This is a genomic window from Micromonospora sp. IBHARD003 (assembly GCF_056106285.1).
On the sequence record NZ_JBWBBX010000001.1, the window covers coordinates 5,895,834 to 5,917,159 of the forward strand.

The window sequence follows — 21,326 nt, forward strand, 5'->3', positions numbered from 1 at the left end:
GGTGTGGATCATTCTGAAGCCCAACTGCCCGGCTTCTGACGGAGGTTGCTGCAAACAACGACGAGATTGAGCCGGAGGACACAGGGCATTTCCGCCCCGGCCCTCGGGTGTCGCCCGTCCTCGCACCGCTACGGATCGCCGAGTTCACCCAGGCCCGTCGTGCGCAGTGTGTGGTCGGCCGAGTGGAGACGGCCGACCGCGTTCAGATGGGCGGGGACCATGGGTCTGTGCGCACGGGACGCGTTCTCCCTCGCAGCGGCGGGACGTGGGCTGCGCTGCCCGGACAATGTCAAGAAACGGGCGCGAAAGCGGGCGGGGAAAGCTGATTTCACGCCCGAACGGAATCAGCTCGCGCTTTCTGACCCGGCAAGGCTCAGAAGTAGCTCAAACCTGATTGAGGTTTCCGGCCCGGCTGCTAGATTCCACGCGTCGCAATCGCGCGGAAGGGGTATTCCTTCGTCGCCGGCGGTCGCGTTTCTCCGAGTCGGTCGCACTCGCAGGCATCAGGAAGGCACCTCATATGCGGGAAAGTGTGTCGCTGAACTATGAGCACGTGTCCAGGAAATATGGAGGCGGCTTCGCTCTGGGGCCGCTGTGCGCGTCGCTCGAACCCGGAGTCACCTGCCTTGTCGGGCCCGAAGGGGCGGGGAAGACGACCCTTCTCAAAATAACCGCCGGGATGGAGAAGGCGACCACGGGAAGAGTTCGTCTGACGGAATACGGCAAGGTCGTTGCCAATCGGCGCATCGGTTTCCTTCCGCATCAGGTGAAAATGCCGCCCAAGGTCACCTGCGAAGAATTCCTCAAATATGTCGCATGGGCTCACAGAATCCCGGTTGAGCGAAGATCGGCTGCCGTTCTGGCGGCGCTTCGAAGTGTCGGTCTGACGGATATGCGTACCCACTTGGTGGGATCCCTTCCCGTGGAAATGCGACGGCGTCTCGGTGTTTCCACCGCCCTGATCAACGACCCTGACGTCCTCCTCCTGGACGAGCCGACCGCCGGCCTCGACGTCGAGCAGCGCCGGTCGTTGCGTGAACTGATATGGGCGAGCAGAGCCGACCGCATCGTGATCGTCTCCACCCGACTCGCGGAGGACATCCGAAGCCTCGCCCACCGCGTCCTCGTCCTCGATCAGGGCACGCTGGCGTTCCACGGCGACGTTTCCGCACTGGAAACGCTCGCGATCGACGGCACTCCGGGGCGGAACCTCCTGGAGAAGGGGATCGCATCGTTGACGAGGGCCGCAGGATGACGCGACCTGCACTCGGATACGCGCTCAGGACACTGCTGGGCCCATGGACGACCGTGATCGTGGCGCCTGTGGAGATCATCAACTTCTTCGTCCAGGGCATGCCGTGGCGCGGGGAGACGGTGTCGTCGAACGACTGGTTCGCGCTCGTTCTCTTCGTCACGGGCACCGTGATCTGCGCCGCCGCCGCCATCGATTCCTCGCGTCTGTCGCGAGCGGAGCACTTCCATCTGATCGCGACGACCCCCGCTCCGGGGGTCCCGTACCTCCGCGTGGTGTCCTGGTGTGTCGCGCCGGCCGTCGCCGTCCATCTGCTGACGGCCGTCCCAGCCCTGCTCTTCGGCGGGTTCCCCGGTGAGAGTTCACCGGTGTTGGCCGCCGCCGCCGTCCTCGTGCAGTGCCTGGCACTCGGCTGGTACGCGGCCGTCGGATCCGTCATCGGACGCTTCACGCCCCCCGTGGTGGCCGGCGTGACAGCGGCGGCCGCCGCGTGCGGTGCGAGCTATCTCTGGGTCTACCCCGCCCCTGGGGACGGCGCCGAGTCCGGCCTCCTCTCCCTCGGTGGTGCGACGTTCTCCCGGCTCGGCTCCTCCTACGACCCTGCGTACCTTCTCGTGCAACCGGCCCTCCTGGGCGCCACGGCCGTCCTGCTGCTCCTCGTGGTGCCCACTCTCCGATCCGGCCGCAGGGTCCCCACGACCGGGGGCGCTCTCCTCGCCCTCTGTGCGGTACTGCTCACCGCACTCGGCCCCCGGCTGCTCACGGGCCCCGCACTCACCTCACGTGCCGCGCCGTCCACGGAGTGCTCAGGGCGTCATCCGGTGGTCTGCCCGCATCCGGCCTCTCGTCGGGATCTGCCGTGAGAGCCGCCCCAGGGCTGGTGTGCGCCGGCCGGCGTGGCGGATGTCAGGCCGTGGGATGCACCGTGCCCGCGTAACGCCGTACGAAGCGGGATCCGTTCGCCGCCGTCACCTCGAGGTCGTAGCGGCCGTCGCGCACCTCACAGATGAGCGAGGAGCGCCCGCCCGCGGCCACCCACACCGTGCGGGCCGCCTTGGTGTCGCCGTCCGGGGTGACCGTGAACGACACTTCCGTGGCACCGGCGTTGGCCAGTTTCAGCTCGACGGTCGCGTGCCCGGGACGCCGCCCGTGCAGGGACGCCTTCACCGACGGCACCGGCGCGCCCGCCTCGTGGCCCGTGCGGACCACGCTGCCGGAGAAGCGGCGCACGAAACCGTCCGCGCCCATCACCGTGAAGTCGTACCGCCCGTCGGTCTCCGATGTGTCCCAGGTGTACGTCTTCGACGCGCCGGGGGCCACGGTGAACGGGGTGCCCGTGAACGGCTTGATCACATGGGGCAGCACGGTGAAGTGGAAGGTCTCCGTGCCCTGGTTGGCCAGGGTGCAGACGACCTTGCCGGTCTCCCGGTCGACCGTCACATCCGCCCACGGCCGGTACGGCAGCGGGCGGTGTGGCCGTGTGCCGGGCTCCTGGGTGGCCATGGACTGGCCGCCGCTGGGCGGGAGCTTCACCGCGGGCAGGGCCTTCGCCGCGTCCGCCTCGGCCATCAGCTCGTTCGTGTCCGGCAGCCGCGGGATCGAGTAGTCCGGGCGGCCGAAGTCGAAGCAGGTGGTCAGATCGCCGCAGACGGCCCGGCGCCAGTCCGAGATGTTCGGCTCCCGCACCCCGGTCACGACCTCCAGGAACCGCAGCACCGATGTGTGGTCGAAGACCTGGGAGTTGACGTAACCACCGCGCGACCAGGGCGATATGGCCCACAGCGGGACGCGGTTGCCCAGTCCGATCGGTCGCCCGCCCGCGAACTCCTCCGGGGTGCCCGGTTCCGGGAACGGCGGCAGGACATGGTCGAAGTAGCCGTCGTTCTCGTCGTACATCAGCAGGAAGACGGTGTGCTTCCAGACGTCCGGGTTGGCGAACAGCGACTGGAGTGCCGTGTTCACCCAGTGCGCGCCGTAGTTCGGGCCCGCCTCGGGGTGCTCGCAGAACAGGTACGGGGCCACCAGCCAGGAGACCGTCGGCAGGGTGCCGTTCCTGCAGTGCTCGTCGAAGGCGGTCAGATCGAACTTGGTCATCGCGTTGACGTAACGCGGGTCGTCCTTGGGGAACTTGTGGAACTGCCCGAAGTACGACAGCCCGTTGTCGTCGTAGTCCCCGTACCGCTCGTCCTTCGACGGGTTGTGGTACACGCGCCAGCCGACGCCCGCTTCCTCCAGCCGCTCGGCGTAGGTGGTCCAGTCCGCCACGGGGTTGTCGGTGACCGGGGTGTTGTCCGTCCAGGGGCCGGTGGTGCCGTCCTTGCCCGGTCCGCAGCTGCCGGACCACAGATACAGGCGGTTGGGGTCGGTCGGGCCCGCCTGCGAGCAGAAGTAGGCGTCGCAGAGCGTGAACGCGTCGGCGAGGGCGTACTGGTAGGGGATGTCCTCCCGGGTGAAGTAGCCCATGGTGCGCTCGCCCTTGGCGGCCACCCACTTGTTCATCGCGCCGCCGTTGACGGCGGTGTGGCCGGTGCCCCAGTCGTGCGGGAGGCCGGAGGCGTTCTGGGCGTTGTACTTGGTGGTGTCCATGCGGTACGGGAGCATGAAGCCGTCACCGCGCCCGGGGGCCGGCTGCTTGAAGACGGAGTCGCCGCCCGGGAAGGTCAGGGCCTGGCGGTCGTCGAAGCCCCGGACGCCGCTCAGGGTGCCGAAGTAGTGGTCGAAGCTGCGGTTCTCCTGCATGAGGATCACCACGTGCTTCACGTCCTTGACGGACCCGCGGGGGCGGGGGGCGGCCGAGGCGTCCGCCTCGGGAAGACCGACGGCGGCAGCGGCCGCGGTGGCGGCGGACGCGCCCACGAAGGCGCGTCGGCTGAGTGGGGTCATGGTGGGGAAGCCCTTCGGTGCGAGGCGAAAGCGGGAGCGTGCTGCGAGGGCGCTTGCGGCTGCCCGGCGGGGGTCCGGCGGTGGCCGCTCAGCGGAGCGAGAACGTGACGGCGGGAGCCGCGTGGTCGGACGGCCAGCCGTTCCCGGCGGCGTCCGGCACGGGCTTCGGCCAGCCGGTGCACAGCACGTACGCGCTCTCCACCCGCAGCGGTCCCGCGTACTGCACCTGGTCGATGCGGTCCTGCGGCTGATCCGGGCGCACCGGCGACCAGGTGATGCCCGGGTGGCGGGTGGTCCCGGGGTGCTCGTCACGGAAGGCGTCGTCGAGCCCTGCCTTGCGGAGCGCCACCGTGACCGGCCAGCGGACCGTGCCCTTGCCCGTGCGGTCCAGGTGCGAGGGCGACGCGAGGCCCGCCGCGAGGATCACCGGAGTGGTGCGCGCCGCTTTGATGCCGGACTTCATGGCGGCGAGCAGCATCCCCGCCTGCCGGTAGCGGAGGCTGCTCAGCTCTGCTGCCTCGACCTCGGCGGGAGTGCGGCCTTCGGCGAGGGCCGCCGGTCCGTAGGCGGACTCGTCGAGCTGGGCGCCCCACAGCCGTACGGCACGGTTGCCCGGAAGCCGCAGGGTGGCCGCGACCGCGGGTAGGTCGGTGAACGGGGCGGAGAGGTCCTCCAGCGGGAAGCGGCTGATCAGCCCGACACCGGCGGCCGTGTCGTGGGCGTGCCACCCCAGTGCGTCGGCGAGCGTCTTCGCGGCGGTGCCCGCCGTCTCCTGGAGCGCGACCGCGTCCAGCCCCTGCGCGAGGATCAACCGGAGCACCTTCTCGTGGCCGTCCTGGACGTTCCCGCCCGCCTCCCACAGGTTCAGCGAGCCGACCGTCAGCCGGGCCCGTGCGGCCGCGGATCTCACCGGCACCTGGACGGTCACGGTCTCGCTGCCCCCGGCGCTGTCCCTCACGGCCACCGTGATCCGGGCCGGGTGCGCCCCCGGCCTGGTGGGCGCGGTGCCGCTGATCCTGCCGTCGGACGACACACCGAGCCAGGAGTCGCCGGAGAGCCTCCGGAAGGACGGGGTGCCCGTCGCGTTGCCCGCCGGGCGGATCCACAGCGGGCCCAGCGCGAGCGAGACACGGGCGCCCGGTGCGACGGCGCCCGCCGTGAAGGAGTCGACGGCGCAGTGCGGGGGTGTCACCGGGGGCCTGAGCGTGACGGTGAAGGGGTCGGTCCTGGCGAGGATGCCGTAGCCGTCCTTGGCCAGCAGATAGGCGGTGTAGACGCCTTCGCCGAGGCCGCTGGTGTCGAGGGTGGCCTCGCCGGACGCGGTGGTGACGTATGACCAGACCAGCGAGGAGCCGGTGCCGGGCTTGCGGTCGCCGTCGTAGAGGCCGATCCAGTTCTTGGCGTGGGGCGCGTCGGTGGACCAGCGGAAGGTCAGCCGGTCGCCTTCGCGGGGGCTCGTGGGTGAGATCAGCGACAGGGTGCTGCCGGACCCGGCAGACGTGGGTGCGGAAGACGTGGGTGCGGCAGACGTGGGTGCGGAAGAAGTGAGCGCGACAGACGTGAGCGCGGCAGAACTGAGTGGGGACACCGGACTGAAGGTCCTCTCCGCCCCGGGACGCCCCGGGTGCCCAGAAGTTGTTTGGACAACTTGGAACAGTCAGCCAGGCATCGGCGCACTCGACATGAACGGGACATGACCGCCAGCCGGAGAGCATCGGAACGGGGCTTCGGCGCGGGTCCCGGCCGGGCCTGCGTCAGGGCCGGAGCGGAGCCGGAACCGGCGTGCGGGCAAAGCGTTTCGCGGGGACGGGCGGCGGCCCCATAGGATTGGGCCAAAACCCGAACACTCACCCTGAGGATCGCTGCATGCCTGGCATCACGCGCGAGGAGGTCGCCCACCTCGCCCGGCTGGCGCGTCTGGAGCTGAAGGCCGAAGAGCTCGACCACTTCGCCGGACAGCTGGACGACATCATCGGCGCGGTGGCCCGCGTCTCCGAGGTCGCCGACCAAGACGTCCCGCCGACGTCTCACCCGCTGCCGCTGACCAACGTCATGCGCGCGGACGAGGTCCGTCCGTCGCTCACCCCCGAGCAGGCGCTCTCCGGCGCCCCCGCGCAGGAGCAGCAGCGTTTCAAGGTGCCGCAGATCCTGGGGGAGGACTAAGAGTCATGACGGACAGCTCCATCATCAAGCTCACCGCGGCCGGGATCGCCGCGAAGATCGCCTCCGGCGAGCTGACGGCCGTCGAGGTCACCGAGGCCCACCTGGCCCGTATCGAGGCCGTCGACGAGAAGGTGCACGCCTTCCTGCACGTCGACCGCGAGGGCGCCCTCGCACAGGCCCGGGCCGTCGACGAGAAGCGTGAGCGCGGCGAGAAGCTCGGCGCGCTGGCCGGCGTACCGCTGGCGCTCAAGGACATCTTCACCACCGCGGGCATCCCGACCACGGTCGGTTCCAAGATCCTCGAGGGCTGGATCCCGCCGTACGACGCCACGCTCACCAAGCGGCTGAAGGCCGCCGACGTGGTCATCCTCGGCAAGACCAACATGGACGAGTTCGCCATGGGGTCCTCCACCGAGAACAGCGCGTACGGCCCGACCGGCAACCCTTGGGACCTGACCCGGATCCCCGGCGGCTCCGGCGGTGGCTCCTCCGCCGCCCTCGCCTCCTACGAGGCCCCGCTCGCGATCGGCACGGACACCGGTGGATCGATCCGCCAGCCCGCCTCCGTCACCGGCACCGTCGGCGTCAAGCCCACCTACGGTGCGGTGTCCCGCTACGGCATGGTCGCGTTCTCGTCCTCCCTGGACCAGGGCGGCCCCTGCGCGCGCACCGTCCTCGACGCGGCGCTGCTGCACGAGGTCATCGCCGGGCACGACCCGCTGGACTCCACCTCCATCGACGCCCCGGTCCCGCCGGTCGTCGAGGCCGCCCGCAACGGCTCGGTCGCCGGGATGCGTATCGGCGTGGTCAAGCAGTTCCGCGGCGAGGGCTACCAGGCCGGTGTGGTGCAGCGCTTCGACGAGTCCGTCGAGCTGCTGCGAGAACTGGGCGCCGAGATCGTCGAGCTGGACTGCCCGTCCTTCGACCTGGCGCTCTCTGCGTACTACCTGATCGCCCCGTCCGAGTGCTCCTCCAACCTCGCCCGCTTCGACGCCATGCGTTACGGCATGCGGGTCGGTGACGACGGCACGAACTCCGCCGAGGACGTCACCGCCCTCACCCGTGAGGCCGGCTTCGGCGACGAGGTCAAGCGCCGCATCATGCTGGGCACCTACGCGCTGTCTTCCGGTTACTACGACGCGTACTACGGCAGCGCCCAGAAGGTCCGCACGCTCATCACCCGCGACTTCGAGAAGGCCTTCGAGCAGGTCGACGTGATCGTCTCCCCGACGACCCCGACCACGGCCTTCCCGATCGGTGAGCGCGCCGACGACCCGATGGCGATGTACCTCGCCGACCTGTGCACCATCCCGACCAACCTGGCCGGCAACGCGGCGATGTCGCTGCCCTGCGGCCTGGCGCCGGAGGACAACCTCCCGGTCGGACTGCAGATCATCGCCCCCGCCATGAAGGACGACCGCCTCTACAAGGTGGGCTCCGCCGTCGAGGCCGCCTTCGTGGAAAAGTGGGGTCACCCGCTGCTGGAGGAGGCACCGTCACTGTGAGCACGCTGCAGAAGGCCAAGGGCTTCAAGAAGTCCAGGACCGGCACGTATGTGTCCATGGCCACCACCGCGTTCGGCGCCATCAGCGTCGCCAAGCAGGCCAAGAAGGCGCGTCTCGAGCACGACACGCTCCGCCTGATCGACGCGGCCGTGTCCGCCGCCGCCATCGTCACCGGACTGGCGATCCTCTACCGGGAGCTCAAGCGCCTGGGCGACGACGACGTCCTGTTCGGCTGAGAGGGAAAGTTTCACCGTGACCGTCACGACCGACCTGGTGCCGTACGAGGACGCCCTCGCGGCCTACGACCCCGTCATGGGCCTTGAGGTCCACGTCGAGCTGGGCACCAAGACCAAGATGTTCTGCGGCTGTTCGACCGAGCTGGGCGCCGAGCCCAACTCGCAGACCTGCCCCACCTGCCTCGGCCTGCCCGGCTCCCTGCCGGTGATGAACGCCGTCGGCGTCGAGTCCGCCATCAAGATCGGTCTCGCGCTGAACTGCGAGATCGCCGAGTGGTGCCGCTTCGCCCGGAAGAACTACTTCTATCCGGACATGCCGAAGAACTTCCAGACCTCGCAGTACGACGAGCCGATCGCCTTCAACGGCTATCTGGACGTCCAGCTGGAGGACGGCGAGATCTTCCGCGTGGAGATCGAGCGCGCGCACATGGAGGAGGACACGGGCAAGTCGACGCACGTCGGCGGCGCAACCGGCCGAATCCACGGCGCGTCCCACTCGCTGCTCGACTACAACCGCGCCGGCATCCCGCTGATCGAGATCGTCACCAAGCCCATCGTCGGCGCCGGTGACCGGGCCCCCGAGGTCGCCAAGGCGTACGTCGCCGAGCTGCGCGAACTCATCAAGGCGCTCGGGGTGTCCGAGGCCCGGATGGAAATGGGCCAGATGCGCTGCGACGTGAACCTGTCGCTGATGCCCAAGGGCAGCACGCGGTTCGGCACCCGCAGCGAGACCAAGAACGTCAACTCGCTGCGCAGCGTGGAGCGTGCGGCGCGCTTCGAGATCCAGCGCCACGCCGCCGTGCTGGGCGGCGGCGGCAAGATCATCCAGGAGACCCGCCACTTCCACGAGGAGGACGGTTCGACGACGTCCGGGCGCATCAAGGAAGAGGCCGAGGACTACCGGTACTTCCCGGAGCCCGACCTGGTGCCCGTCGCCCCGTCCCGCGCGTGGGTCGAGGAGCTGCGGGCGGTGCTGCCCGAACTTCCGCGCGTGCGCCGCAACCGGCTGCGCGAGGAGTGGGGCGTCGCCGAGCAGGACATGCAGTCGATCCTCAACGCGGGCGCGGTCGATCTGATCGTGGCCACCGTCGAGGCGGGCGCCGACTCCGCTTCGGCCCGCAAGTGGTGGATGGGCGAGCTCGCCCGGAACGCCAACGAGTCGGGCCGGGCGCTCGAGGAACTGCCCATCACCCCCGAGCAGGTCGCCCGGGTGACCGCTCTGGTCGCCGACGGCTCGCTCAACGACAAGCTGGCCCGCCAGGTCATCGAGGGCGTGCTCGCGGGCGAGGGCGACCCGGACACCGTCGTCGAGAAGCGCGGCCTCAAGGTCGTCTCCGACGAGGGTGCGCTCGGCACGGCCGTCGACGAGGCGATCGCCGGCAACGCAGCCATCGCGGACAAGATCCGCGGCGGCAAGGTCGCGGCGGTCGGCGCACTGGTCGGCGCGGTCATGAAGGCCACGCGCGGTCAGGCCGACGCGGCCCGGGTGAAGGAGCTGATCCTGGAGAAGCTCGGGGTTACCGAGGGCTGATCCTCAGCGGTACGCATACGAGGGCGGGACACCGGGAGCGGTGTCCCGCCCTCGGGCGTTCACGGTCACACCCGGACGGGACCTAGCCGCCGGACGGCTCACCGAGCCCCCGCAACCGGTCGCAGACATAGGCGACGAGGGCGTCCGCGACCCGGGAGCGATCCGGCTCGGGCAGATCCTCGTACGCGGCAGAGACCGTCATCCACTCGTTGAACACCGGGCCGTCGCAGGTGAGCAGCCAGTCCACGCACAGATAGGGCGCGTCCAGACTGCGCGCGAGCCGCTCACTCAGCACGGCCACCCCGGCGGGTACGTCGGCGGGCGGCGCCGAACCCGTGCCGCCCTCGCTGACGTTGGCCAGATAGCTGCCATCGGCCGGTTCTCGCAGGAGGGCCGCGACGTAGGCGCCGTTGTGGACGTAGACCCGCACATCGCCCGTGTTCCTGCGGAAGGGCTGGATGACGCAGCCGAGCGCGCCCGGAGTGAGCAGGTCCACGGCCGCCGTCAGCTGCTCGAAGGTGTCGGCCTTGAGGACGCCGAACCCCATGGCCATCTCACGCGGCTTCACGAGATAGCCGCCGGAACCGTCGAGCCGGGCCGAGACCGTGGCGAGGGCCCGGCGCGCGTAGCGGCCGAAGGGGACGGCCACCGTCGGCAGTACGGGGACACCGAGCGCCCCCGCGTGATGGCACATGGCCAGTTTGTCGTTGCCGAGCGTCTCCGGGTCCCGGATGCCGTCGTTGAGCAACACGCTGCCGGACGCCCGGATCGTGCGGGCGATCGCCTGGAGATGCCGTCCCGCACCCGCGTCCCAGGTCCACGAGGACATCAGGAACCCCCGGTCCTTGCTCAGCAGATCGCTGTCGCCCCGCCACAGCCGGGGACCGTCGCTCCAGGCGGGAACGATCTCGTTGGCGTGCACCACGGTGAGGTCGAAGCCCCGGGACCTGAGCATGTCGACCCGTTCCGAACCCGCGCGCCTGAGCCGTTCCTGAACGACGGGGTCGTAGTTGTCGGGGCAGGTGATCCAGACGAGCTCGGTCATGTTCGCTCCTTGTCGGTGAGATCGGCTCCCGTGAGGCCGTCCGCCCCTGTGCGGCCGTCCGCGCCCGTGACGTCGTCCGCGCCCGTGACGTCGTCCGCGGCGCCGACGGGCAGGGTGCGCAGACCGCGCAGCGGGGAGAGGAGAAGCCAGACGACCGCCAGCGACGTACCGGCAGCCCCGGCCCAGACGGCCTGGCGGACGCCGGCGAACTCGGCTATCGCCCCGCCGCACAGCGCACCCACCGGCCGGGCACCCCAGGCGAAGAAGCGCACCGTCGCGTTGACCCGGCCCAGCAGGGCCGCCGGCACGCTGCGCTGACGGAAGCTCACCTGCGCGACGTTGTAGAACACCAGCCCCGCGCCGAAGGCGAAGCCCGACAGGCTGACCAGCCCCAGCCGCCAGCCGGGCTGGACCAGGGCGGAGAGCAGGGTGCAGGGGGCGGCGAGTGCGACGCTGAGCTTGATCGTGGTGCTGTCGCCGAGTGCGTCGATGACCCGGCGGGCCACGAACGTGGCTCCGAGACCCCCGAGGCTGCTCAGGGTGAACAGCAGCCCGATGGTGCCTGCCGCCACGCCCAGTTCCCGGGCCAGCAGGACGAGGAGCATCGCGTACCCCATGCTCCAGAACAGCGTCATCGTCGTCGAGCAGCAGACCAGCGGACGCAGGAACCGGTCCCGGAACACATAGCGCACACCGTCGGCGACATCCCGGTACAGACGAGCGTCCCGACGACGCACCGGGGCGGGCTCATGGTCCCTGACGCACATCAGGCACACCGCGGACCACAGATAGCCGAAGGCCGTGCCGATCAACGCCAGCGGAGCCGTGGCGAACTGGATGACCACCCCTCCCGTGCCGGGGCCCGCCACCGCCGCCACCTGCTCGACACCGACGAGCTTGGCGTTCGCCGACACCAGCTCGCGGGGGGCGACGAGATGGGGCAGAAGGCTCTGGTCCGCTATGTCGAAGAACACGGTGAGCACACCGGTCGCGAGCGCGACGGCACAGAGGTAGCCGATGGACAGGCCGCCGAGAGCCCAGACCACGGGCACACTGCCCAGTACCAGGGCCCGGCCGAGGTCGGCCACGATCATCACCGGCCGTTTGCGCATCCGGTCCACCCAGGCCCCCACCGGCAGCCCGAGCAGCAGGAATGCCACCGTCTGACTGGCCGCCACCGCGCTCACCGCGAGCGGCGGCCCCGCGAGGGTGGTCGCCGCGACCAGCGGCATCGCCAGGCTCATCAGCCAGAATCCCCACTGGCTGAGCGACTGGGCGAGCAGGAGTCGGCGTAACGCCGTGCCGCCGGACTTCCCGTGCGTCTGCATCGCGTTGCTCCCACCGTGCCTCGGGGACGCCAGGGCACGCGGCAGCACGGCCGCGCGAGGCGATCACATCAGGAGGGGTCAGGGCGAGCAGAATCTAACGGCCCCTGAATCAGCGGCACAAGGCGCGGCGGAGCGGGTGAGAGCGGACGGAGAGATCCCGTCGGCCCCCACCCTCGGCACGCGGTGGGCCCGGCCGTGTCACCAGGCCTGGTCGATGCGTATCCCCAGCCCCGGAAGCCACAGCTCACCCCGGCCGTTGACACCCACGTCCCGCGCCAGCAGATCGTCCGGTGACACCGCTCCGCGTGCCCGCAGCTCGGTGACCGTCAGCCGGGCGGCCGCCCGCGCCGCGTTCTCGTACACCTCGGGGAAGGCGGACTGCCACCACCCCCGGTCCCTGGTCTGCCAGCCACGCCCCCGCATCTGGCGTACCCGCTCCGGCCCCTGCTCGGCATCCCGGTCGTCGACGGCCACACCCAGGCCCTCGTCCGGGCTGTAGGAGACGACGAGCTGACGCCCCGGGTCCCGGCCGGACAGAATCGCGAAGCCCGCCCATTCACCCGGTACCTGCACCGGGAGCTGCTCGGACCACGCGGCCAGCATCAGCTCCAGGGCGATCTGCAGATGCTCCCAGCACGCGGCGACGCGCACGCCGGGACAGGTGACCGGACGCTCGCCCGGACCGCTCCGGTGCAGCTGCCAGCTGTACGGCAGCAGATCGAAGTCGTGCGGATCGGCCGACGACCAGACGCCGCCCCAGGCGAAGCTCCGGTGCTCCTCCTCCTCGAGGTCCTCCGGCTGGTGCACCGAGAGCCGGGCACCGAAGTAGTCCCCGGACAGCAGCACCAGCCTGCGGTCGTTGCGCCAGCGGATGTTCGGGCCGCGGGCCGAACCCCCTAACAGGGTCGGCTCGCCGATGCGGGCCACGATCGCCTCGTACACCACGCGGAATGCCTCACGCCGCGCGAGCGCGGGCGCACCCGGGCCGTAGGACACAACCGGAACCGGCGGAAGGCCGAGATATCCCTCCGGCCCGTCGTACAGCTGCCGGGCGAACCCGGCCGCCTCCCCGGGTGAACTGACGACGACTGTCTTCGATACCCCCGTATTGGTCATGCGTTCCATGCTGCCAGCCGATGCTGACAACGCTGCCAATTCCCCATCTCCGGCCGACGGATACGAGCATTTGGCGCGATCTCGACTGGAGTCCCCTCCACCGCTTCGACGTTCGTTCCGCTGCCGTCCCTGAGCCTTCCCGCAGCCAACGGCCGATGCCGCACCGTTCTCCCCCCGCCGCCGACGCGCACGGCCGGTACGACGTCGAGGCGACCGCGGAAGGCGACGACGGCTTCCGCGGTCGCCTGATGGGGCCCATCGAGAACGAGCGGCCCGGCGTTTCCGGCCGATCAGTGGTGGGCGGCGGCGGGCTCGATCCCGCCCGCCGCCGCCCGTGTCGGCTTCCGGTGTGTCCACCCCTGACCCGGACGCACTGGAAGCCGGGCTCTGTGGCGACGGTTGACCAGCTGCGATCACGACGGTGATGCAGCAGTGAGTCGGCGCGTCGCTCAGACTTACATCGGGGGTGCGTAGGTGGCTACGCATGAGAACCGCCGTTGGTTCGATCGGTCTCGAGCCGGCAGCCGCCGCGGCGCCCCACCCGTGGTCGGACAAGGGATGCCGGGCGTGCCACGGGACGCGGCCCGGCATCCGGTCCTTACGGACGGCCCGGTGAATCGGTTCACCGGTGCGCGGGCCCCGGCACCGCCGCCTCCCGCGTCGGCTCCCGTGAGCCCATCGGTGAGCCCATCGGCGGGACCGTGGCCGCCCCCGGAGTACGGCGGAAAACTCCTGGGAGCCGCGTCCGTGCGCGTGCGAGGATCCGGGACGGATGCCCGGGCGGGACGGCCCGCCCAGACGGTTGCCCGATACATCGCATAGGAGCGGAATGTTCTCCATACCCTTGGGAGACGGTGCCGAACTGCAGCCCCTCGAACCGTGGCAGGCCGAGGAGTTCCTGGCCCATGTCGACCGGGCGCGCGAGTACACGGGACCGTGGGTGCCCTTCACCGTGAAGGTGACCGACCTCGATTCCGCCCGCTCGCTCCTCCAGAGCTACGCCGACAAGCAGGCCGCCGACACCGGCAGGATCTATGGGATCCGGCTCGACGGCACCCTCGTCGGGGGAGTGCTCTTCCGGATCTTCGACACCGCGACCGACTCCTGCGAGGTCGGTGTGTGGCTGGAACCCTCCGCGGCCGGCCGGGGACTGATCACCCGCGCCGTGGAGCACGTCGTCGACTGGGCCGTCGACCAGCGGGGCATGCACCGGATCGAATGGCTCGCATCGTCGAAGAACGACCGCTCCCTGCGGGCAGCCGAGCGGCTCGGCCTGACCCGCGACGGCGTGCTGCGCGAGAGTTTCCCCTGGCAGGGCGTCCGCCATGACATGGAGGTCTGGTCCGTGCTCGCCCCCGACTGGCGCGCACGGCGCGCGCACACGGGCCGCGTCTGAGACGCCGTGCGGCGCGCCCTTCCAGGGCGCGCCGCGCGGGTGGTCGCAGTGGGCGGCGCGGACCGTGCCGCCCACTGTTCTCTCGGACCGGGTGGGCGTTATTACGGCTGCCGGGTCAGGAGTCGGTGCCGACCTCGTGGCCGGGCCGCGGTGGTGTGGCCGATTGCCCGGCCCTGTTGGGCAGGCGTCATGAGGGTGTCGCCGGTGGACGGGAGGGCGTCGCCGGTCCGGCTCCGGCGGGTGAGCGTCAGGGCGAGGAGCGCGGTGACGGTGAGGATCGCGGCGGCGGCGGCGAAGGCGGTGCGGTAGCCGGCGGTGACGGCCTCGAGTACGGGCTGGTGGCCGGCGGCGGTGACGGAGCCGGCCAGGGTGGTCAGAGCGGCAAGGCCGATCACGCCGCTGACCTGGCGGGTGGTGTTGACCAGTGCGCCGGCCAGCCCCGCGTCCTGCGGCGGGACGCCCTCGACGGACAGGGCGGTCAGCTGGACGAAGGCGATGCTCAGACCCAGGCCGATCAGGCTGACGGGGCCGAGGACGTCGGTGAGGTAGCTGCCGTCGGCGCTGATCCGGGACAGCCACAGCATTCCGCCGGCCTCGGTGAGCAGGGCCGCGGTCACGGTCGTTCTGGCCCCGATCCGCCGGGAGATCCGCGGCGCCATCGAGGCGCCGAGCATGTTGCTGATGGCGAAGGGGAGTTGGCCCAAGCCCGTGGCCAGGGCGGTCATTCCCAGGACCTGCTGCTGGTAGAGCGACAGGAAGGCGAACAGGACGATCCACACGGATCCCATCAGCGCCATCAGCACATTGCCCGCGGCGACCCGGCCGGTGCCGAACAGGCGCGGCGGTACCAGCGCGTTCGGCCGACGACGCTCGATCACGACAAAGGCCCCGAGCAGCACGGCCGCGCCGAAGAGGGCGCCCAGCACACGGGCGTCCGTCCAGCCGGTGCCGCGTACGGTGGTCACCCCCCAGACCAGGCAGGTCAGGGCAAGGCTGACCGTCGCGGTACCCAGCAGATCGAACCGCCCGGACTCCCGGCCGGCCGTCCGTGGCACCAGGACCACCACGCCGGCCAGCACCAGTACGGTCCCAAGGGCAGTGGCATGGAAGATCCAGGGCCAGCCCCACGCCTGGGTGAGGACACCGCCCAGCAGGACACCGAACGCTCCTCCCGCGCCGGAGACCGCGCCCCACACCCCCAGTGCCTTGCCCCGCCCGGGGCCGGACGGGTACAGATCCATGGCCAGGGCAAGTGCGGCCGGGGCGATGGCGGCGGCGCCGAGACCCTGGACGACTCTGGCGGCGATCAGCATGCCGGAGGAGACGGCCAGCCCCGCCGCCAGCGAGGAACCCGCGAAGAGCGCGAGACCGGCGATCAGCACCCGGCGGCGGCCAAGTAGGTCGGCCGCCCTCCCTCCCGCCAGCAGCAGAGCCCCGAACGCCAGGCTGTAGGCGTTGATCACCCAGGTGGTGCCGCTGTCCGACAGACCCACCTCGGCGCGGATGTGCGGAAGCGCCACGTTCACGATTGAGGTGGCGACCATGATGATGAACTGGCCCGCGGCGAGCGCCGCGAGCACAGCTCCCGGCTTACGGGCGGGCGGCGCCGGTGTCACAGGCATGTCCTTGAGGTTCATGGCGCACAGCCTCATGCGGGGTGGTGTCCACTATCCAGGTTGGGCAGGGGGCGTGAACTGTCCATCCCTGTCTGCTCCCGCCCACTCCCGTAGGCCCCTGACCGCCGGGGCCCGCCGAGCACAGTCCGGCGCCTCGGGCTGTTCGTTCGGATCAGGAGCTCTAAGGCCCCGCCGACGACGGCGGGTCGGCCGCCTAAGGCCCCCCGAGCGGCGAAGATGCGGCACCCTCCCGATGCGGCAGCACCCCCTGGGAAACGAGAGTCGAGGCATCGCGGACAGCGAAGGCTCACACGAGCCGCCGACACCAGGTACCCAGGAGAAGTCCATGTTCGAGTACGAGCTCCACAAGTTGAACCACGCCGAGCTGCTCCGCCGGGCCGAGACCGAGCGGCTCGCGCTCCAGGCGCTCCGGGCCCTCCGTTCCGTACGCGGGTCCGGCGGCCACGCCCCCGAGAGGCGGGTGAGCGGTCGGAGCCGGTTCGAGCGGGCCGCGTGAGCGTGCCCCACCGGTCGCACCGATGACGGCCGCCCCGATATCCGATGCCGTCCCACCGGGCTGCTGTGCGATGCTCGGCAGCGTGGAGACCAGGTCAGTCAGCCCGGTGTTCGTCGGCCGCTCCGACGAACTCGCCGCCCTCACCGGCGCGCTCGCCCGAGCCACCGCCGGGGGCACCTCGCACGGTTCCGGCGCCGGGGAGCCGCAGGCGGTCCTTGTCGGCGGCGAGGCGGGTGTGGGCAAGACCCGGCTGATCGAGGAGTTCAGGAACGAGGCCCGCGCCCGGGGGGCCGTCTGTGCCATCGGCGGCTGTGTCGAGATCGGCGCGGACGGACTGCCGTTCGCGCCGTTCTCCGCGGCCCTGCGCAGTCTGCGTCGGCAGCTGCCCGACGAATTCGCCGCGGCTGCCGCCGGCCAGGAGGAGGAACTCGCCCGGCTGCTGCCCGAGTTGGGGGACACCTCACGCCGGCAGGTCCGGCACGACGAGGAGAGCAGGGCCCGGCTCTTCGACCTCACCGTCCGTCTTCTGGAACGCCTGGCGGCCGACCGGGCGCTCGTCGTCGTGCTGGAGGACCTCCACTGGGCCGACGCCTCCACCCGCCATCTGCTCGCCTATGTCTTCCGCACGCTGCGACGCGGCCGCCTCGTCGTCATCGCCACCTACCGGGCGGACGACATCCACCGTCGCCATCCGCTGCGGCCCCTGCTCGCCGAACTCGACCGGATGCGCAGCGTCCAGCGCGTCGAGGTGCCCCGGTTCAGCCGCGACGAAGTGGGCTGCCAGATGGCCGGAATCATGGCCGGTGAGCCCGAGCCGGCCCTCGTCGACGACATCTTCGAGCGCTCCGACGGCAATGCCTTCTTCGTCGAGGAACTCGCCGTCGCCGCCGGTGAAGGCTGCTGCTCCGGACTGACCGACTCGTTGCGCGACCTCCTGCTCGTACGCGTCGAAAGCCTGCCCGAGCACGCCCAGAGGGTCGCCAGGATCGCCGCGGAAGGCGGCTCCACCATCGAGTACCCGCTGCTCGCCGCCGTCGCCGGGCTCGGCGAGGACGAGCTGATCGACGCCCTGCGCGCGGCGGTCGGCGCCAACATCCTGCTCGCCACGCCCGACGGGGACGGCTACTGCTTCCGCCATTCGCTGGTCCGTGAGGCCGTGAGCGACGACCTGCTCCCCGGCGAGCGCTCCCGGCTCAACCGCCGCTATGCCGAGGCACTCGAGGCGGACCCGGCGCTCGTCCCCGCCGACCAGCGGGCCGCCCGGCTGGCCAGCTACTGGTACCACGCCCATGACGCGGCCAAAACCCTGCCCGCCGTCCTGGACGCCTCCGTGGAGGCCCGCCGCCGCCATGCCTACGCCGAGCAACTGGAGCTGCTGGAAAGGGCGATGGAACTGTGGGACGACGCGCCCGAGGAGGTACGGGCCGGACTGCGCCCCGTAGACCACGCCGAGGTGTATCCACCCCTGGCCTGCGGCGACGAGAGCCCCGGCCGGTGCAGGACGGCCGCCACCCCGCTGCGCTATCCCGACCTCCTGGCCGAGGCCGCTGTCGCGGGCCGGCTCAGCGGCGAGCGTGACCGCGCGCTGAAAGCCATCAAGCGGGCGCTGCGGCTGCTGGAGGAGGAGAAGGACCCGCTGCGGGCCGCGTGGTTCTGGTCCCAGCGGTCCCGGCTGGTGCAGAGCCAGGCGCGCGGCGACGGCTGGAAGGAGCTCGCCACCGCACAGGACCTGGTGCGCGGCCTCCCGCCGTCCGAGGTGCACGCCGAGGTGCTCGCCGCGGTCGCCGGCTGGTGCATGCTGCACGAGCCCGGACCCGAAGCCCTCGCGGCCGCCGAACGTGCCGTCGAGTACGCACGGATGGTCGGTGCCGTGGAGATCGAGATGAACGCCCGGATCACCCTCGGTGGCCTCATGGTCGAAGCGGGCGACGTGGAGGCGGGACTCGCCGAGATGTACGACGTCAGGCGGCAGGTCACCGACCTGGGCCTCGCCGCCCTGGTCGGCCGCAGCCATGTGAACCTCCCCTCCGCCCTGGAAAGCATCGGCCGCGACGCCGAAGCCGTCGGCATCCTCCGGGAGGGTCTCGAACTGTCCCGGAAATACGGGCTGCTGGATGCCGAGGCGTGGGTGTGGAGCAATCTGTCCGAGACCTTCTACGCCCTCGGCCGCTGGGACGATGCGGCCGAGGCGGCCGGACATGCCGAGCGGGTCGGGCACAGCGCCAAGCCGCGCGGCGCCGCGGCCACCAGGCTCGCCTACCTCGCGCTCGCCCGCGGCGACATGGCCGAGGCGACCCGCCGGCTCGAAGCCGCACGCGGCCACTACGGCACACACGACCCCATGCCGCAGCAGTCGATACCCCTGGCCCGGATCGCGGTCGGCATCGCCGGGGGAGCGGGGCGCATCCACGACGCCCGCGCCGAGCTGGCCCGGATCGCCGGCGCCGGCTTCCCGCCCGGCACCCAGCGCTACGCCTGGCCGCTGCTGCTCGCCGCCGCCACCGCCGAGGCCGACGTCCGGGGCCTCCCGTCGGCCGAAGAGGGCCGGGCCGAGGCGCTCGACCGCATCCGGCGGTCCACCAGGGGCCTGCCCACGGCGGTGCCCGTGTGGACCGCCTACGAGCGATGGGTCTGCGCCGAGCTCCGGCGAGCGGAAGGGCGGGACGACCCCGACACCTGGGCCGGGGTGTCGGAGGCCTTCGCCACGGTCGACCGCCCCTACGACGTGGCTCGTGTCCGCCACCGCCTGGCCGAGTCGCTGCTCGCCGCGGGGGAGCGCGAGCACGCCCGTGCGCTGCTGCGCCAGGCGTGTGGAACGGCGGAGCGCCTCGGCGCCCGGCCGCTCGCGGAAGCCGTCCAACTGCTTGCCCAGCGGGCCCGGCTGCAGCTCACCGAGCCGGGAGTACCGGGCGAAGCGTCCCGTGCGCCCGCCCCGGCAGAGGACCTCGGGCTGACTCCCCGGGAGCGGGACGTGCTGCGTCTGGTGGCGATCGGCCGTACCAACCGTCAGATAGCCGAGGAGCTGTACATCTCGCCCAAGACCGCGAGCGTGCACGTCTCCAACATCCTGGCCAAGCTGGGCGTGGCCGGGCGGGGTGAGGCCGCCGCCCTGGCCCACCGCCTGCGGCTCTTCCCGGCGAGCGCCTGAGCCCCCGGCGAGCCCGCGCCGCCGAGGGTGCAGGGGGCGGTCAGCTTCCGGGTGCCCCACGCCGGGGCCGTATGACGACCTTCCCGGATGCCAGGTCGATCTCGCCGTGCCCCGGATCGCCGTCGCCGACGTCCACCCGTGTCAGCTGCAGCCGGTTGCGTTCCTCGTCGGAGTGCCTGCGGCCGGGTGCGAAGAGCTCCTCGATGAGGTTGAACACGACCGCCCGCCTCTCATCCGACCGTCCGAGCGTCATTTGACCGTGAGCCGTAGGATCCTGTCGTCCCCCGGCCCGGGTGTGCCCCTGTTGTCCGTCTCGCTGGTGACCAGCCAGATGCCGGAACCGCCACCGGCTCCGCCGACCGGGAGGACCGTGCGCAGCCGGCCGTACTCTCCCCGGAGGAACGCCTGGGGTGCGGCGGAAGGTTCCGCACCGGCCCCGCCGGCAGTCGCCGCGGCTCCGGACAGCGGGATCCGCCACAGCCGCTCGCCCTTCAGACCCGCCATCCAGATCGACCCCGCGGCAAAGGCGATCCCGCTCGGTGAGGCCTCGTCCGTCCGCCACTGCGCCACCGGGTCGACGAAGCCGGATTTTCCTCCTCTGCCCTCCACCTCCGGCCAGCCGTAGTTCTTGCCGGGCTCGATGAGGTTCAGCTCGTCCCAGGTGTCCTGCCCGAACTCGGAGGCCCACAGCCGCTTCCGGGAGTCCCAGGCGAGCCCCTGGACATTGCGGTGTCCGTACGAATACACCACGGAGTCGGGCCAGGGATTGCCGTGCACCGGCTGCCCGTCCGGGGTCATCCGGAGGATCTTGCCGCCCAGCGACTTCCGGTCCTGCGCGAGGCCCCGGTCGCCCGTCTCTCCCGTGCCGGCGTACAGCATCCGGTCCGGGCCGAAGGCGATCCTTCCGCCGTTGTGGACGATCCCCTTCGGGATGCCCCGCAGGACCGTGTCGGGAGCACCGAGCTGCTGCCCGGCCGGCTTCTTCTCGTCGTACAGCATGCGAGCGATGCGGTTGTCCGACTCCGTCGTGAAGTAGGCGTACACCTGACGGTCGGACGCGAAGGACGGAGAGACGGCGAGTCCCATCAGCCCGCCCTCCCCCGCGGGGGCGACCCCGGGCACCGAGCCGATCAGGGTCTTCCTGCCGGTGTCGGTGTCGACGCGGGTGATCGTGCCCTCGTCACGGGACGACACCAGCAGATCGCCGTCGGGCAGGGCGGCCAGTCCCCAGGGCGACTTCAGGTCCCCGGTCAGCGTCGCCGCCACCTTCACCGAGCCCTTCGCCGGAGGCGCCTGGGCGGCCGCGTCGCCCGTCGCGGACGGGGCAGCCGCACGGGACGGCGTGCCCTTGCGGCCGTCCTCGTGATCCGCGCCGGTACCGCCGGACGAGCAGCCGGCGGCGAGCAGCACGGCTGCGGCGGTGAGTACGGCCGCCGTGGCTGGACGATGCACTGTCGAGTCCCTTCGCCGGGATGCGGACGGGCCGGCTCGGTGCGCCGCACCCCACCCTTCATACACCGGCGGCACCCTCGTGGTTCCGGGTCCGCCCCAAGGATCACAAGGACGAGCACCCCGCACCAGGGCGCCCGG

General features: G+C 71.2%; 17 protein-coding genes. 9 read left to right on the plus strand and 8 right to left on the minus strand.

Translation table 11 applies throughout. The annotated features are described in order from the left end of the window. Positions 1–532 precede the first annotated feature (532 nt). Both ACTWOL_RS26260 and ACTWOL_RS26265 read left to right on the plus strand, forming a co-directional pair. Positions 533–1,255, plus strand: coding sequence for an ATP-binding cassette domain-containing protein (locus ACTWOL_RS26260; RefSeq protein WP_474299255.1), 723 nt, complete (start codon positions 533–535; stop codon positions 1,253–1,255). After that, positions 1,252–2,115: a hypothetical protein gene (locus ACTWOL_RS26265; RefSeq protein ID WP_474299256.1), complete on the plus strand. Its 864-nt coding sequence runs from the start codon at positions 1,252–1,254 to the stop codon at positions 2,113–2,115. The genes ACTWOL_RS26260 and ACTWOL_RS26265 overlap by 4 nt, the downstream gene beginning before the upstream one ends. 43 nt (positions 2,116–2,158) lie before the next feature. Here ACTWOL_RS26265 and ACTWOL_RS26270 read toward each other — a convergent pair whose 3' ends face one another. Together ACTWOL_RS26270 and ACTWOL_RS26275 are read right to left on the minus strand one after the other, a co-directional pair. Then, complete coding sequence (locus tag ACTWOL_RS26270; RefSeq protein WP_474299257.1) at positions 2,159–4,135, minus strand: phosphocholine-specific phospholipase C; 1,977 nt, start codon at positions 4,133–4,135, stop codon at positions 2,159–2,161. 88 nt (positions 4,136–4,223) lie between these two features. Then, a complete protein-coding gene (locus ACTWOL_RS26275) occupies positions 4,224–5,723 on the minus strand; it encodes an endonuclease/exonuclease/phosphatase family protein (RefSeq protein WP_474299258.1) in 1,500 nt (499 codons plus the stop codon). Between the two features lie 278 nt (positions 5,724–6,001). On the opposite strand from ACTWOL_RS26275, the gene gatC reads away from it, so the two are divergent. Genes gatC through gatB form a run of 4 tightly spaced genes read left to right on the plus strand, consistent with a single transcriptional unit; the run spans position 6,002 to position 9,570 of the window. Continuing rightward, positions 6,002–6,298, plus strand: coding sequence for an Asp-tRNA(Asn)/Glu-tRNA(Gln) amidotransferase subunit GatC (gatC, locus tag ACTWOL_RS26280; RefSeq protein ID WP_010984178.1), 297 nt, complete (start codon positions 6,002–6,004; stop codon positions 6,296–6,298). A gap of 5 nt (positions 6,299–6,303) precedes the next feature. After that, positions 6,304–7,803 (plus strand): Asp-tRNA(Asn)/Glu-tRNA(Gln) amidotransferase subunit GatA, encoded by a 1,500-nt coding sequence (gene gatA, locus ACTWOL_RS26285; RefSeq protein WP_474299259.1) that lies wholly within the window; start codon positions 6,304–6,306, stop codon positions 7,801–7,803. After that, entirely contained in the window at positions 7,800–8,039 is a 240-nt protein-coding gene (locus ACTWOL_RS26290) for a hypothetical protein (protein ID WP_474299260.1), read from the plus strand. The genes gatA and ACTWOL_RS26290 overlap by 4 nt, the downstream gene beginning before the upstream one ends. Before the next feature lie 16 nt (positions 8,040–8,055). Then, complete coding sequence (gene gatB / locus ACTWOL_RS26295; RefSeq protein ID WP_474299261.1) at positions 8,056–9,570, plus strand: Asp-tRNA(Asn)/Glu-tRNA(Gln) amidotransferase subunit GatB; 1,515 nt, start codon at positions 8,056–8,058, stop codon at positions 9,568–9,570. Positions 9,571–9,652: 82 nt separating this feature from the next. On the opposite strand, the gene ACTWOL_RS26300 is transcribed toward gatB, so the two are convergent. The 3 genes from ACTWOL_RS26300 to ACTWOL_RS26310 form a co-directional block, all read right to left on the minus strand. Next, positions 9,653–10,615, minus strand: coding sequence for an ATP-grasp domain-containing protein (locus ACTWOL_RS26300; protein ID WP_474299262.1), 963 nt, complete (start codon positions 10,613–10,615; stop codon positions 9,653–9,655). Then, positions 10,612–11,943, minus strand: a complete 1,332-nt coding sequence (locus ACTWOL_RS26305) for an MFS transporter (RefSeq protein WP_474299263.1) — start codon at positions 11,941–11,943, stop codon at positions 10,612–10,614. The genes ACTWOL_RS26300 and ACTWOL_RS26305 overlap by 4 nt, the downstream gene beginning before the upstream one ends. Positions 11,944–12,141: 198 nt before the next feature. Then, complete coding sequence (locus ACTWOL_RS26310; RefSeq protein ID WP_474299264.1) at positions 12,142–13,059, minus strand: hypothetical protein; 918 nt, start codon at positions 13,057–13,059, stop codon at positions 12,142–12,144. An 829-nt stretch (positions 13,060–13,888) separates the two neighbouring features. Between ACTWOL_RS26310 and ACTWOL_RS26315 the strand changes: the two genes are divergently transcribed. Further along, positions 13,889–14,455 carry a GNAT family N-acetyltransferase gene (locus ACTWOL_RS26315; protein WP_474299266.1) on the plus strand — a complete coding sequence of 189 codons (567 nt, stop codon included), beginning with the start codon at positions 13,889–13,891 and terminating at the stop codon, positions 14,453–14,455. A gap of 101 nt (positions 14,456–14,556) precedes the next feature. On the opposite strand, the gene ACTWOL_RS26320 is transcribed toward ACTWOL_RS26315, so the two are convergent. Then, positions 14,557–16,092 (minus strand): MFS transporter, encoded by a 1,536-nt coding sequence (locus ACTWOL_RS26320; protein ID WP_474299267.1) that lies wholly within the window; start codon positions 16,090–16,092, stop codon positions 14,557–14,559. A 325-nt stretch (positions 16,093–16,417) separates the two neighbouring features. On the opposite strand from ACTWOL_RS26320, the gene ACTWOL_RS26325 reads away from it, so the two are divergent. Further along, the gene (locus ACTWOL_RS26325) at positions 16,418–16,588 is read left to right on the plus strand and encodes a hypothetical protein (protein WP_474299268.1); all 171 of its coding nucleotides are present in this window, start codon (positions 16,418–16,420) and stop codon (positions 16,586–16,588) included. Positions 16,589–16,670: 82 nt separating this feature from the next. Beyond that, the gene (locus ACTWOL_RS26330; RefSeq protein ID WP_474299269.1) at positions 16,671–19,736 is read left to right on the plus strand and encodes a helix-turn-helix transcriptional regulator; all 3,066 of its coding nucleotides are present in this window, start codon (positions 16,671–16,673) and stop codon (positions 19,734–19,736) included. Positions 19,737–19,776: 40 nt separating this feature from the next. On the opposite strand, the gene ACTWOL_RS26335 is transcribed toward ACTWOL_RS26330, so the two are convergent. Together ACTWOL_RS26335 and ACTWOL_RS26340 are read right to left on the minus strand one after the other, a co-directional pair. Next, positions 19,777–19,953 carry a DUF6191 domain-containing protein gene (locus ACTWOL_RS26335; RefSeq protein ID WP_474299270.1) on the minus strand — a complete coding sequence of 59 codons (177 nt, stop codon included), beginning with the start codon at positions 19,951–19,953 and terminating at the stop codon, positions 19,777–19,779. 32 nt (positions 19,954–19,985) lie between these two features. Next, positions 19,986–21,188 (minus strand): PQQ-dependent sugar dehydrogenase, encoded by a 1,203-nt coding sequence (locus tag ACTWOL_RS26340; RefSeq protein ID WP_474299271.1) that lies wholly within the window; start codon positions 21,186–21,188, stop codon positions 19,986–19,988. Positions 21,189–21,326: the final 138 nt, after the last annotated feature.

Bases quoted from the DNA above. Each gene is read 5' to 3' on its own strand.
- ACTWOL_RS26265 (WP_474299256.1), top strand. From the start codon at position 1,252: ATGACGCGACCTGCACTCGGATACGCGCTCAGGACACTGCTGGGCCCA.
- ACTWOL_RS26310 (WP_474299264.1), bottom strand. From the start codon at position 13,059: ATGACCAATACGGGGGTATCGAAGACAGTCGTCGTCAGTTCACCCGGG.
- gatC (WP_010984178.1), top strand. From the start codon at position 6,002: ATGCCTGGCATCACGCGCGAGGAGGTCGCCCACCTCGCCCGGCTGGCG.
- ACTWOL_RS26305 (WP_474299263.1), bottom strand. From the start codon at position 11,943: ATGCAGACGCACGGGAAGTCCGGCGGCACGGCGTTACGCCGACTCCTG.
- gatA (WP_474299259.1), top strand. From the start codon at position 6,304: ATGACGGACAGCTCCATCATCAAGCTCACCGCGGCCGGGATCGCCGCG.
- ACTWOL_RS26300 (WP_474299262.1), bottom strand. From the start codon at position 10,615: ATGACCGAGCTCGTCTGGATCACCTGCCCCGACAACTACGACCCCGTC.
- ACTWOL_RS26320 (WP_474299267.1), bottom strand. From the start codon at position 16,092: ATGAACCTCAAGGACATGCCTGTGACACCGGCGCCGCCCGCCCGTAAG.
- ACTWOL_RS26315 (WP_474299266.1), top strand. From the start codon at position 13,889: ATGTTCTCCATACCCTTGGGAGACGGTGCCGAACTGCAGCCCCTCGAA.
- ACTWOL_RS26325 (WP_474299268.1), top strand. From the start codon at position 16,418: ATGTTCGAGTACGAGCTCCACAAGTTGAACCACGCCGAGCTGCTCCGC.
- ACTWOL_RS26270 (WP_474299257.1), bottom strand. From the start codon at position 4,135: ATGACCCCACTCAGCCGACGCGCCTTCGTGGGCGCGTCCGCCGCCACC.